General features: G+C 73.1%; 11 protein-coding genes and 1 pseudogene. 5 read left to right on the forward strand and 7 right to left on the reverse strand.

Translation table 11 applies throughout. The annotated features are described in order from the left end of the window. The first annotated feature begins 490 nt into the window (after window positions 1-490). Complete coding sequence (locus tag RV986_RS08840) at window positions 491-1,810, forward strand: hypothetical protein (protein ID WP_475916859.1); 1,320 nt, start codon at window positions 491-493, stop codon at window positions 1,808-1,810. On the opposite strand, the gene RV986_RS08845 is transcribed toward RV986_RS08840, so the two are convergent. Further along, window positions 1,785-3,929, reverse strand: a complete 2,145-nt coding sequence (locus tag RV986_RS08845; RefSeq protein WP_475916860.1) for a tetratricopeptide repeat protein — start codon at window positions 3,927-3,929, stop codon at window positions 1,785-1,787. The two genes, RV986_RS08840 and RV986_RS08845, sit on opposite strands and share 26 nt — an antisense overlap. 92 nt (window positions 3,930-4,021) lie before the next feature. Beyond that, window positions 4,022-4,462: a PPOX class F420-dependent oxidoreductase gene (locus RV986_RS08850; RefSeq protein WP_475916861.1), complete on the reverse strand. Its 441-nt coding sequence runs from the start codon at window positions 4,460-4,462 to the stop codon at window positions 4,022-4,024. A 105-nt stretch (window positions 4,463-4,567) separates the two neighbouring features. On the opposite strand from RV986_RS08850, the gene RV986_RS08855 reads away from it, so the two are divergent. From RV986_RS08855 to RV986_RS08870, 4 genes and pseudogenes are all read left to right on the forward strand, one after another. Beyond that, entirely contained in the window at window positions 4,568-5,146 is a 579-nt protein-coding gene (locus tag RV986_RS08855; RefSeq protein ID WP_475916862.1) for a TetR/AcrR family transcriptional regulator, read from the forward strand. After that, window positions 5,143-5,955, forward strand: a pseudogene (locus tag RV986_RS08860) (MFS transporter); the annotation flags it as partial. The gene RV986_RS08855 and the pseudogene RV986_RS08860, both read left to right, overlap by 4 nt. 5 nt (window positions 5,956-5,960) lie before the next feature. Beyond that, window positions 5,961-6,170: a hypothetical protein gene (locus RV986_RS08865; RefSeq protein WP_475916863.1), complete on the forward strand. Its 210-nt coding sequence runs from the start codon at window positions 5,961-5,963 to the stop codon at window positions 6,168-6,170. Between the two features lie 39 nt (window positions 6,171-6,209). Then, window positions 6,210-7,436 carry a serine hydrolase domain-containing protein gene (locus tag RV986_RS08870; RefSeq protein WP_475916864.1) on the forward strand — a complete coding sequence of 409 codons (1,227 nt, stop codon included), beginning with the start codon at window positions 6,210-6,212 and terminating at the stop codon, window positions 7,434-7,436. Here RV986_RS08870 and RV986_RS08875 read toward each other — a convergent pair. From RV986_RS08875 to ribA, 5 genes are all read right to left on the reverse strand, one after another. Then, window positions 7,411-8,574, reverse strand: coding sequence for a saccharopine dehydrogenase family protein (locus tag RV986_RS08875; RefSeq protein WP_475916865.1), 1,164 nt, complete (start codon window positions 8,572-8,574; stop codon window positions 7,411-7,413). The two genes, RV986_RS08870 and RV986_RS08875, sit on opposite strands and share 26 nt — an antisense overlap. Beyond that, on the reverse strand, window positions 8,567-9,688 hold the full coding sequence (locus RV986_RS08880) for a saccharopine dehydrogenase (protein ID WP_475916866.1): 1,122 nt from the start codon (window positions 9,686-9,688) through the stop codon (window positions 8,567-8,569). The genes RV986_RS08875 and RV986_RS08880 overlap by 8 nt, the downstream gene beginning before the upstream one ends. Further along, the gene (locus RV986_RS08885) at window positions 9,685-10,830 is read right to left on the reverse strand and encodes an NAD(P)/FAD-dependent oxidoreductase (RefSeq protein WP_475916867.1); all 1,146 of its coding nucleotides are present in this window, start codon (window positions 10,828-10,830) and stop codon (window positions 9,685-9,687) included. Before RV986_RS08885 ends, RV986_RS08880 begins: the two co-directional genes overlap by 4 nt. After that, entirely contained in the window at window positions 10,827-11,816 is a 990-nt protein-coding gene (locus RV986_RS08890) for an ornithine cyclodeaminase family protein (protein ID WP_475916868.1), read from the reverse strand. Before RV986_RS08890 ends, RV986_RS08885 begins: the two co-directional genes overlap by 4 nt. Window positions 11,817-11,906: 90 nt before the next feature. Further along, window positions 11,907-12,596 (reverse strand): GTP cyclohydrolase II, encoded by a 690-nt coding sequence (ribA, locus tag RV986_RS08895; protein ID WP_475916869.1) that lies wholly within the window; start codon window positions 12,594-12,596, stop codon window positions 11,907-11,909. Window positions 12,597-12,605 lie beyond the last annotated feature (9 nt).

A 12,605-nucleotide genomic window follows, 5' to 3' on the forward strand; every position in this document is an offset into this window, starting at 1 on the left:
TTGCCCGATCATCCCCGCCGTGAGCTGGGGCGACGGGTGCGAGGGCGGTGTACGGGCGTGGGATCGGACGAGTGGATACGGGTGCCGGTCGGGGACGACGCCGCCCGGTGGGCCACCCGGGGACAGTGCCGGCGCGTCCTGCTCGTCGTGCACAACGTGACCTCCGCGACGCGACTCCTCGACGTCCTCCCGCTGTTCGACGACGACTTCCGGGTGCAACTGCTGGTGACGTGCACCGGTTCGTCGGCGTTCCGGTCCGGGATCGCGGAGCTGCTCGCCGACGTCGAGGTGCCCGTACTGCCCTGGGAACAGGCCGTCGCGACACCGGTGTCCTTGGCGATCTCGGCCAGCTTCGGCGGCCAACTCCGGGCATTTTCCGGCAAGTTGACCGTATTGTCTCATGGTGTGGGCTACACTAAGAGGCTCGCGAAGCCGGAAGCCGGAAGCCGGAAGCCGGAAGCCGGAAGCCGGAAGCCGGAAGCCGGTGCCCGTGTTCGGGCTGGCTCCCGAGTGGCTGTTGGACGAGGACGGGGTGCCCCTCGCCGACGCGCTCGTGCTGTCGCATCCGGAGCAGTACGAGCGCCTGCGCGCCGTCTGCCCCGAGGCGGCGCCGACCGCCGTGCTCGCCGGGGACCCCTGCTACGACCGTATGCTGGCGGCCCGCCCGTACCGCGACCGCTACCGTCGCGCGCTCGGCGTCCGGACCGGCCAGCGGCTGATCGTCCTCAACTCCACCTGGAACCCCGAGTCCCTCTTCGGGGACGGCGGCGGCGATGACGTACTTCCCTCCCTGCTGCCACGCCTGACCGCGGAACTCGCGGCGGACGAGTACCGGCTCGCGGCCGTGCTGCACCCCAACATCTGGCACGGCCACGGCCCGGGCCAGCTCCGCGCCTGGCTGGACCGGGCGCGTCGCGCGGGACTGACACTGATCGACCCGCTGGAGGGCTGGCGGCAGGCGCTGCTCGCGGCGGACGCGGTCATCGGCGACCACGGCTCGGTCACCTACTACGCCGCCGCGCTCGGCACCCCCGTACTCCTCGGAGCGGCACCCCTGTCGGCGCTCGACCCCGCCGCACCCGTCTCGGACTTCCTGCGGGAGGCGCCGCGGCTCGACTCCACGTCTCCGCTTCTCCCGCAGCTGGAGTCGCTGCTCGACACCCACCGCCCGCTGCCGGGCCCCGCCGCCTTCACCAGTTCCGTGCCCGGCGAGTCGGCGGCCCGGCTGCGCCGTCTCTTCTACGGGATCATCGGCATCCCGGAGCCGGACGCGCCCGCGCTCCTCGCACCGCTCCCGCTGCCGCCGTACGAGCCCCCGTCCCGGACCGCGCCGTTGCGTGTCCTGACGCGGCTGCTCGGCTCGGGCGAGGTCTCGGTCGTACGGCACGCGGACCCCCGACCCGGGCCGGCCGGTACGGGCGAGGTGCACACGGCGGTGCACGAGGACACCCGCGATCCCGCCCAACTCGCCCTGGCCGACGTCGTGTTCCGCCAATCCGATGCCTTCGACCCACGCTTCGGCTCCCCGGCGCGGTGGACGTCGGAGGTCCTCGGCCGCCTCCCGGAGTGCGCGCTCGCCGCCTACGTCACCGGCCCGGACAGCTGCACGGTCCGCACCCGCGCCGGCGATCTCCTCGGTATGACGGCGGAGGGCACGGCGGACGCCGATCCGGCCGCGTACGCCTCCGCCCTGCACGCCTGGCTCGCGGCGGGCAAATCGCCCGACGAGCTGGTCGGGGAGGTCCTGACCGTGCGCACCGGTCGCACGCTCCACCGCGTCCGGGTCACCCCTGAGGGCGGCCGGAGTTGAGACAGCGCTCGCGCACCGTCCGCAGATGGGCCAGCTGATACGCGGCCTTCTCCCGTGCGAGGCCCGCGATCGCCTCGTCGACGAGGGGCAGCGCGGCCGCGAACTCGCCGCCGTCCAGGTGGGTTTCGGCGAGATCGGTGAGGGCGCGTGCGGTGTTGTACGTCTCCCCGCTCTCCCGGAAGAAGCGCAGCGCGCGCTCCAGCCGCTCCCGCGCCTCCTCGCGGCGGCCGAGACCGCGCAGGGCGCGCCCTCGGTGACGCTCCAGCAGAGCGCGGGCGCGTGGCAGATCGGGAGCGCCCTCGTCGTCGGGACCGATGCCGTCGAGGATGCCGTACGCCTCCTCGAAGCAGTCGTACGCCTCCTGCCAGCGCCATTGCCTGAGCCGGAGCAGGCCCAGGAACTCGACGGCGGAGGCGTGCCCGCGGAGGTGCCCGGCCGCCCGTTCGTCCCGTGCCGCCGCGCGCGCCTGCGGCTCGGCCTCGTCCCAGCGGCGCAACTCGGTGAGGGTGTGCGCCAGTTGGGCGTGCAGCGCGCCGGCGGTGCGGGTGCCGGGGAAGTGGGCGTCGGCGGTGCGGGCGCCGAGGCGGAGGGCGGGCAGCAGGAGGTCGTGGTGGCCCGCCTTGAGCTGGAGCGGCCACAGGGTCTGGCAGAGCCGTACGACGGTGTCGTGATCGCCGAACTCCTCGGCCGCGTGCACCGCCTGGACGAGATTGCGTGCGTCGGTGGCGAGGGCGGAGACGGCCTCGCCCCGGTCCGTGAAGGAGACCGGCGAGGTTCCGGAGGGGACCCGCCAGCTCTCCGGGAGGGCCGCCTGTGCGGCGCCGACCGCCAGCTGCAGATATCCCTGGACGGTCCGGGAGACGGCGGCCGAGCAGGCGGCGATGCCGTCGGTGGCGGCCGCCGCGGCTTCGGCGTGCGCGCGGACGACGGGCCGGTAGCGGTAGCGTCCGTCGGCGGTGCGCTCCAGCAGCAGCGCGTCGGCCAGCTCCGCCAGGAGCCCGGCCGCCTCGGTCCGCTCGATGTCCGCCGCGCGGGAGGCGGTCGCGGCGTCGACGGCCGGCCAGTCGTACAGGCCGGTCAGCCGGTACACCCGGGCCGCGGCGGGCGTCAGCAACCGGTAGGAGTCCTCGGCCGCGGCACGCACCGGATCGCTGTCGGACACCGACGGGACCTCCCCGGAGAGCCCCGAGAGGCGGGGCGCGGCGGCCCGTAACGCGTACGGGGAGCCGCCGCAGCGGTCCAGTACGGAGGGCAGCGCGGCCTTGGCCGCGGTGATCGCGGGTTTGCCGACCAGCTGGGTGAGCAGGCGGACCGCGTCCCGCTCGGCGAGCGGGCCGACCTGGACCGGGAGGGCGTCGACTCCGGTGAAGGGGTGTCGGGTGACGACGACGGTGAACATCCCGGGCGCGGAGGTCAGCAGGGGCCGGATCTGTGCGGCGGAGTGGGCGTGGTCGAGGACGAGCAGCAGGCGCAGGTCTGCCACGTGGCGTCGGTAGCGGTCGGCCCGGTCCTCGGCGGCGGGCGGGATCTCCTCGTCGGGGAGGCCGAGCTGACGCAGCAGCGAGCTGAGGACGGCTCCGGCGTCACGCACGCCGGGGCCGCGCAGATCGGCGTAGAGCTGCCCGTCCGGGAAGCGGGCCGCCTGACGCCAGCCCCAGTGCACGGCGAGCGTGCTGGTGCCCATGCCCTCCCGGCCGTGCAGGAGAGCCACCCGGGGGCTGCCGTCGAAGGCGCGTGAGACCTCCTTGTCGAGTGTCTTCAGGGCCTCCTGACGGTCCGTGAAGAACCGGACGGACGGCGGCAGGCGGGGCGGCTCCGACCGTGGCCGGGCCGCAGCCCCGGCTCCGGACCCCGCCGCGGGCCTGCCCGCTCCCTGCCCCTGGGCGAACAGGAGCCAGGCGTGGGCGAGTTGCGGGTCGCTGCGCACCCCTTCGTGCACCAGGTGCGCGACAGCGGTCAGCTGCTCGGGGTTCGTCGGCGCGGCGACCTCCCGCCCCGCGATCCTGCGTACCAGCCCGCCCGCGGACTCCCAGGCCCACCTGCCCGCTTCGTTGGCCATTCCCGATCCGACGGACCCGAGCACCGCCGAGACGGCCGCCAACGAGATGGGATCCAGCATGTGGCGCACTCCCCCGCTTCCGACATCGTCCTGATCAACGGTAGTCGGATTCCGGTGAAGTGACGGCCCGTCCGCGAAACGAGCGGAGCGGGTCAGCGGCCGCGGGGGATGCCGTACGCGCGTTCCACGTGGAGCCGCAGCACGAGACGGCGGTCGCGGACCATGGCGGCACGGTAGTCGTCCCAGTCGGGGTGCTCGCCCTGGACGGCACGGTAGAGCCGGACGAGCTCCTCGACGGTCTCGTCGTGGGGGTCCCGGGCGACGGGGGTCAGCTCGCCGGTGCCCTCGGCGACCGTGTACGCCCAGCGGTCCTCGCTGGTCACGTGGTACGAGGCCCGCGGGTCCCGGCGCAGATTGCGGGTCTTGGCGCGGTCGTCCGTGAGCGAGACCCGGACGATCCGCTCGTCGGGGTAGTAGGCGTGGGTGACGTTCGACAGCTGGGGGCGGCCGTCCTTCTTGAGGGTGACGAGCACCCCGCCCTTGTACTCGGAGAGCAGCTTGAGGAGTGCGTCCTGCGTCGCGTCCTGAGTCATGTCGTGACCAACGCCCCGGGGGTGTCCGACATTCCGACATTCCGCATTCCGACACTCCGCCGGATCCGAGTAGACAATGTCTACGGCAGGTGGTAGACAGTGTCTATGAGTGAACAGGAGGCCGGGCTCAAGGCCCGTCTGATCGAGGTGGGCGTCGATCTGGTGACCCAGGAGGGCGCGCAGGCGCTGACCCTGCGGGAGATCGCCCGGCGGGCCGGTGTCTCGCACGGGGCCCCGCGCCGCTACTTCCCGACCCACCTGGAGCTGCTGTCCGCCATCGCGCGCCGGGGCTTCGCCGACCTGGGGGCCAGGGCGGCGAAGGCGCGGGGCGACGGCGCGGCGAGCCCCCGCGCCCAGCTCACGACGCTGGGGCGGGTCTATCTGGACTTCGCGCTGGCCAACCCCGGCATGTACGAGCTGATGTTCCGTCATGATCTGCTGAGGAGCGACCGGTTGGGGCTGCGAGAGACGAGTCTGCCGCTGTTCGGGACGCTGGTGGACCTCGTCCGCCGGGTCCGGCCCGAGGCCGAGGCGCCGGTCGTCGCGGGCGCGCTGTGGGCGAACCTGCACGGGATCGCCCAGCTGTGGGGCTGGGGCAGCCTCCCGCTCGCCACGGGTGCCACCGACTTCGTACCCCTGCTGCGGGCCGCGCTGGACGCGCATCTCGGGCCGGAGGAGCGGTGAACCCCGTCAGCCCACCCGTCCGTCGTCGTCTCACGCTCGCGGGCAGCGTCCTCGGGGCCGTGATCGTCGCCCTGGACGGCACCGTCCTCACGGTCGCGCAGCCCACACTGCGGCGCGACCTCGACGCGTCGTTCGCCCAGGTCCAGTGGACCAGCACCGGCTATCTCATCGCGGTGGCGAGCCTGCTGGTGTTCGCGGGGCGGCTCGGGGACCGCTACGGCCACCCCCAGGTCTTCGCCGCCGGGATGCTGGGCTTCGGCGCGACCTCGGCGGGGATCGGTCTGGCACCCGGCATCGGCTGGGTGGTCGCACTGCGGGTCGCCCAAGGGGTCTTCGGCGCGCTGCTGCAGCCCGCCACACTCGGGATGCTGCGCGCCGCCTATCCGCCCGACCGGCTCGGCATGCCCATCGCGCTGCGCACCAGCGCCATCGGTCTCGCGGCCGCGGCCGGTCCGGTGCTCGGCGGGACGCTGGTCACCCAGGTGGGCTGGCGGGCCGTCTTCTTCCTCAACGTCGTGCCCGCGCTGGTCATGGGCGCGCTGGCACTCGCCGTGCGGGACACGGCTCGGGACAGGGACTCATCCGGCGGACTCGACCTGCCCGGCGCGTGTCTGCTCGCGGTGACCCTGGTGGCTCTGGTACGCACGCTCGTCGCGCTGCCGGAGACCGGCTGGACGACGGCGACCGTGCTCGGCGCAGTCGTGGTCACGGCCGCGGCGGCCGCGTTCGTACGGCACGAGCGGCGCGCCACGAGCCCGCTGGTGCCGCCCCGCCTGCTCGGTTCCGCCGCGGTCGGCGCCGCGCTGGGGCCGCGATGAACGTCGGGCCGACGATCGGTGTGGCCGTCGCGACCACGCTGATGAGCGTGGCCGGCGTCGGCCTGGGCCCCGCGCTGACCGTCCTCGCGGCCCTCACCGCGATCGGCGCCCTGTCGGCGCTGCGGCTCCCCGGCCCCGACGCCGCCCCGATCCCCCCGACGCGCCGACCCTCCGACGACGCCGCGGAAGCCCGTACGAGACGATGAGGGCGAGCGAGTCCGAGAGCCGCAGTCCGGAGGAGAGCCATGGGACACCTGCGACAAGAGGTCGAGCCGCGCGAGGCCGGCCTTGATCCGAAGGCGTTGGCCCGCCTGGACCAGCACTTCGCCCATCTGGTCGACGACCACCGGCTGCCCGGGTACCTCGTCGCCGTGTCCCGGCACGGCAGGGTCGCACACCTCACCACGTACGGCTGCCGCGACCGTGCGGCCGAACTCCCCGTCGAGACCGACACCCTGTGGCGGATCTACTCGATGACGAAGCCCGTCACCTCGGTCGCCGCCCTGATACTTCTGGAAGAGGGGCGCTTCCGACTCGACGACCCCGTGGCCCGTTTCCTCCCCGCCTTCGCCGACCCGCGGGTGTACGTCGACGGATCCGGCTCCGGGACCAGGACCCGGCCGGCCGGGCAACCCCTGCTGATCCGGCACCTGTTGACCCACACCTCGGGTCTGACCTTCGGCTTCTACCACTCGCACCCGGTCGACGCGCTCTATCGCGACGCCGGTCTGGAGTCGTCGGTGCCGCCGGGCGCGAACCTTGCCGAGACCTGCGACGTGTACGCCGGGCTGCCGCTGCAGTTCGAGCCGGGCACCGAGTGGAACTACTCCGTGTCCACGAACGTCCTCAGCCGTCTCATCGAGGTGGTGTCCGGCCAGGACCTCGACGAGTTCTTCGCCGAGCGGATATTCGGCCCGCTGGGCATGGCGGACGCCGGGTTCTGCGTCACCAAGGAGCAGGCGGGGCGGCTCGCCGAGCTCTACGGGGAGGACGCCGAGGGCCGGATCACCCCGATCGCCGGACTCCCGCTGCACGGCCGTCCGCGCTGTCTGTCGGGGAGCGGTGGCATGGTGGCCACCGCCCACGACTACCACCGCTTCATGGAGATGCTCCGCCGCCGCGGCGAACTCGACGGGGTCCGGCTGCTGCGGCCCGAGACCGTGGACACGATGGTCTCCAACCATCTGCCGGGCGGCGCCGACCGCCGCACCTTCGGCAGCGCCCTGCACCGGGAACCCGGCAACGCGGGCCTCGGCTTCGGCCTCGGCGTCTCCGTCGTGGTCGATTCCGGGATCACCCGGTCACCGTCCAACGAGGGCGCGTTCGGCTGGAGCGGGGTGGCCAGTACGACCTTCTGGGTCGACCCGCGCCACGACATGACGGTGCAGTTCTACACCCAGGTCCGCCCGACCTCGTCCCACTCGATCTATCCCGAGCTCAAGCGGCTCATCCACGAGGCGGTGCAGGACTGAAGGCGAACTCCATTCCGTCCAGGGCGAGTTCGGCCAGCCACTCCTCGGACCGCCGGGCCGTCTCGGCGGCGCGGCCGAGGCCGGGCGGCAGCGAGCCGTCGAGGATGTGACGGACGCCGAGAGCGAGTGTGCGGGAGACGCAGAAGGCCATGGCGCTCTCCTCGGCGGTGCCCACGAGGTCCAGGAGACAGCGACCGGACCAGGTCCTGCCGGAGGCGCCGCGTACGTCCAGCGAGACGGCGAGGACGACACGGTCGCGGTCCGCGTCGGTCGTCGGGTACGTAGCCGCCAACTCCTGGGCCAGGTCGGCGATCCTCCGGTCGTCGCCCGCCTTCAGCTCCTCGAAGACGGCGTCCCAGGCCCGGAGCCAGCCGTCGAGGCGGAGGGTGCCGCGCACGAAGGTCTCCGGCTTCCAGGCATCGGGAAGCCCGTACTGGCCGATGAAGGGGACGCTGTCGCGGTTGGGATACACCTCGAAGGTCTCGCCGTCGATCAGATGCGGGCGGGTGACCTCCCAGGGGCGGTCGGCGGTGGTCTCGGCACCGTCCTCGACGTAGCGGGCGGGCGAGCGCAGGGCGCCCAGAACCCCCGCGGGCGCCCAGCTGAACCGGTACCTGAAGTCGTTCGGCACGGCCGGCACGCCACCGCAGTACGAGGTGAAACGGTACGAGGCGGCCGACTCGGCGCCGATCGCGGCCTCGGCGCGGGCGATCAGGCTGTGTGCGAAGAGATGGTCGATGCCCGGATCGAGCCCGCACTCGGTCAGCACCACGACCCCCGCCGCCTCGGCCGCGGGCACCTGGGCCAGCACCGCGTCCGAGACATAGCTGGAGCAGGCGAAGTGGGCGCCGCGCTCGATGCAGGCGGCGAGCAGCGGGGCGTGTTCGGGTGCGGGCAGCATGGAGACGACGACGTCTCCCGGGGCGAGTTCGGCGGTCAGGGCCGCGAGCGTGAAGGCACGGGGCTCGGCGCGCCCGGCCAGCCCCAGCGCCGCCAGACTCCGCGCCGCACGCTCCTCGGTGCGGTGCCACAGCCGTACGCGGGCGGCGGCGTCGCAGGTCGCGGCGAGACCACTGCCGGTGGACAGGCCCGCGCCGATCCAGTGCACGGTGCCGCTCACGGCCGTCACCTCAGACATCGCGCGACTCCCCCTTCTCGGCTTTCTCGGCTTTCTCGGCTTTCTCGGCTTTGCGAGCTTCATGGGCTTCCTGCTGGGGTTCCCGGGCCGCGAGTTCACGGCAGGCGTCGTGGAACCGGTCCAGGCAGCGCCCCCACGGTCCGCCGGCCCCGAAGTCCAGCAGCTGGGGCAGCAGCGCCGCCGAGAAGTCGACGCTCGCCTCCAGGGGCAGCAGGGAGGGCAGATTGTCGATGGCGATCAGGTCGAGGGCGGGCCTCTCACGGATGCGGCGGACGGGGTGTGTCCACTCCGTGGTGGTGTCGTAGATCGGCAGGACGTTCATGGGGGAGCCGACGTCGCAGGTCACATCGCACAGCGTGCGCAGCCGGCGGCCGGGCTCGTCGAGGTCCTTGTCCGTGAGGAAGGGCGGGATCGGACGGGTGGTGAGCACGGTGTTGACCATCAACTCGTGCTCCAGCAGAGCCGCCCGGTCCAGATCACGGGTCTCGGCGAGGTCCCAGCAGGTGGGCTCGGCCCCGGCCACCCCCAGCGCGACCCGCGCACCCCGGCCGCTGCGCCCGAGGGCGCCGATGACCAGGGTCCGTACCTCCCCCGTGCTCGCGGCGAGCTCCGCGTCCAGCTCCTCCTTCGAGGTGGGCCGCAGCGGGGCCTTCAGACTGCCCCGGTGCTGCAGCACCGCCAGGGCCGCGCCCAGGTATCCGGCCCAGTAGCCGAAGGCCGCGAGCCTGCGCCCGTCGTCGTCCACCAGGTATTCGAGGTCGAGCAGGGCCCCGCCCCCGGCGAGAAAACGGCGGAGCAGCGCCTCGGCGCCCGGCTGCCGCTTGTAGGCGTGCCCGAAGAAGACATGACGGTGGATCAGTTCGGCGGCGTCGTCCGGGAGTTCCTTGAGCCCGACGACCACGGCGTCCGGCGGCGCCGAGACCCAGGAGCCCGCCTTCGCGACCTGGCAGCCGGCCTCCTCGTACGCCTCGATCGGGAAGACCCGTTGCGGGGAGTCCTCGACCGTCAGTGTCACTCCGCTGTCGACGAGCCGTCGGGCGTCCGAGGGCACGATCGGCGTGCGCCGCTCGGTCGTACGGGTCTCGTGGCGCAGCCACAAGTGGAGCTCGGTCATACGAGGTTGACCTCCGGGCGCGGGACGTCGGCGGTGAAGCGCTCGACGCTCAGGGGGCTGATGTCGACGAAGGGTACGCGGCCCAGGTACAGATCGCGGACCACCTCGCCGACCGCCGGGCCCTGCAGGAAGCCGTGGCCCGAGAACCCGGTCGCGTACAGGAACCGTGAGCACGAACCCGCCTCGCCGATCAGCGCGTTGTGGTCCGGGGTGATCTCGTACAGGCCCGCCCAGCCGCCCGTGCGGCGCAGGTCGAGCAGGGCCGGGGCGCGGCGCTCCATCGCCTCGGACAGGCGCGGGATCCAGCGGTCGTGGGTCCCGGTGGCGAAGCCGGGGGTCTCGTCGGGGTCGGACATACCGAGGAGGAGGCCGGGGCCCTCGGTGTGGAAGTAGAGGCTGGTGGTGAAGTCGATGGTCATGGGGAGGTCGGGCGGCAGTCCCGGGACGGCTTCGGTGACGGCGATCTGGCGGCGCAGCGGCTCGACCGGGAGGTCCACGCCCACCATCGCGCCGACCGCCCGCGACCAGGCACCCGCCGCGCAGACGACCGTGTCGGTGGCGATCCGGCCCCGGCTGGTGACCACGGCCGTGATGGTGTCGCCGCGCGTCTCGATGCCGGTGGCCTCGCAGTGCCGCAGCAGGGTCGCGCCGTGCCGGCGGGCCCCGGCCGCGTAGCCCTGGACGACGGACTCGGGTGTGCAGTGCCCGTCGTCCGGGGAGAAGGCCGCCGCCAGCAGTCCGTCGGTGGTGATCAGCGGGGAGAGTCGCCGGGCCTCGGCCGGGTCGATCAGGCGGCTGGGCACCCCGAGCGCGTTCTGCAGCCGTATCCCGTCCTCGAAGGCGGCGACCTCCCCGGGCGTGGAGAGCAGGAACAGATAGCCGACCCGGTGCAGCCCGATGTCCTGGCCCAGCTCCTCACCGAACCGGGCGAACGCCTCCAGGCTGCGCGCGCCCAGCTGGATGTTCAGCTCGTCCGAGAACTGGGCCCGGACCCCGCCCGCGGCCCGCGCGGTGGACCCGGAGGCGAGTTCGTCCCGCTCGACGAGCACCACGTCCGGTACGCCCGCGCGGGCCAGGTGGTAGGCGATGCTCGTGCCCATCACCCCGCCGCCGATGACGACGACCCGCGCCGCCCCGGTCATCGGCGCGCCTCGTCGGCAGCACGAGCCGCCGCGATCACGGCCCAGGCCGCGGCGGCGTCCTGGACGCCGAGCCCGACGCTGGTGTGGAAGACGATGTCGTCGGCGTGGGTGCGGGGGGAGCGGGCGGTGTGGCTGCCGGTGAGGACGCCGCCGAGCGGGATCAGGTCCTCGCGGCTGAGCACTCCGTTCCGCAGCGCGTCCACGATCGGCCCGGCGTGCTCCGCCGCCGTTTCCGAGTCGTCGACCACCACCGCCGCTGCCCGTCGTACGACCTCCGGGTCGACCTCGCTGCGGGTGGGCTCGAAGGAGCCGACGCTGACGACCGTGCACCCCGGCGCCAGCCACGCACCCCGTACGACGGGCGTACTGCTGAGCGTGCAGGCGGCGACCATGGGCAGTCCGGCGACGGCTTCCTCGGCCGTTTCGACCGCCTGGGCTGCGACGCCGAGTTCCGTCGTGAGGCGCCGCGCCGCCCGCGCCCGGCGGGTCGGATTCGGGCTCCACACCCGTACGGAGCGCAGTTCCCGTACCCGGGCGACGGCCCGCGCGTGGGCGAGGGCCTGGACGCCGGAGCCGAGGAGACCGAGCTCCGCGCTGTCGGCGGTGGCCAGTACGTCGAAGGCGACGGCGCTCGCCGCGGCGGTGCGCAGGGTCGTGACCGCCGTGCCGTCCATGACGGCGGCGAGCTGTCCGGTCACCGGGTCGAGCGCGTTGATCACGGCGTGCACGGTCGGCAGCCCGGCCTTCGCGTTGGCCGGGTTGACGCTGCCGAACTTGGCGACGGCCCCGGTGTCCGCGGACAACCGGGCCAGGTAGGCGAAGACGACGCTGTCGTCGAAACGGCTGGGGTGCATGATCTTGCCGGGGAGCTCGGCGGTGCCGTCACCGAGCGCGGTGAACGCCGCGCGCTGCGAGGCGATCGCCGCATCGGTGTCCAGCAGCTCCGTCACCCGGTCCCCGGAGAGGTACAGGACGTCGTCGGTCATCCCTTGTACCTTTCCCCGTGCGCACCGGTCTCACCACCGCCGGCGCGTCCGGGTGACCTTCCCGCGTACCCCTGGGAGAGCACCCCGCGCTCAGGACGAGTGGGAAGCCACCACGTCCAGGTGCGGCAGGAAGTGGTCGAGCCGCTCCCGCTTGGTGCGCAGATAGGTGATGTTCTGCGGGCACGGCGGTATCAGCAGCGGGACCTGCTCGGCGACCTTGATGCCGTTGCGCACCAGCGACTCCCGCTTGCGCGGGTTGTTCGAGAGCAGCCGCACGGACCGTACGCCGAGGTCGTGCAGCATGTCGGCGGCGACCCGGTAGTCGCGGGCGTCGACCGGCAGGCCCAGGGCGAGATTCGCCTCGACGGTGTCGAGGCCCTCCGACTGCAGCTTCATCGCCTGCAGCTTGGCGAGCAGCCCGATGCCGCGCCCCTCGTGACCGCGGAGGTAGACGAGGACGCCGCGCCCCTCCGCGACGATGGCGCGCAGCGCGGCGGCGAGCTGGTCGCCGCACTCGCAGTGCGCGGACCCGAACGCGTCACCGGTGAGGCACTCCGAATGGAGCCGGGTGAGGACTCCTTCCTTCGCGGCGTCTTTCCCGTCGCCGCTCAGGTCACCGACCTCGCCGTAAACGAGGGCCACTTGCTCCTCTCCGCGATCGTGGTCCAGGAAGCCGAGCGCCTGGAAATCGCCGTACACGGTGGGCAAAGGGGCATTCACGACTCGTTCGACACCTGTGAGGCGTGCGGTCCCGGCGAGTACTCCAAAGTTATCTGTCATGATCTGGTT

The sequence above is a fragment of the Streptomyces sp. RLA012 genome (assembly GCF_056270325.1).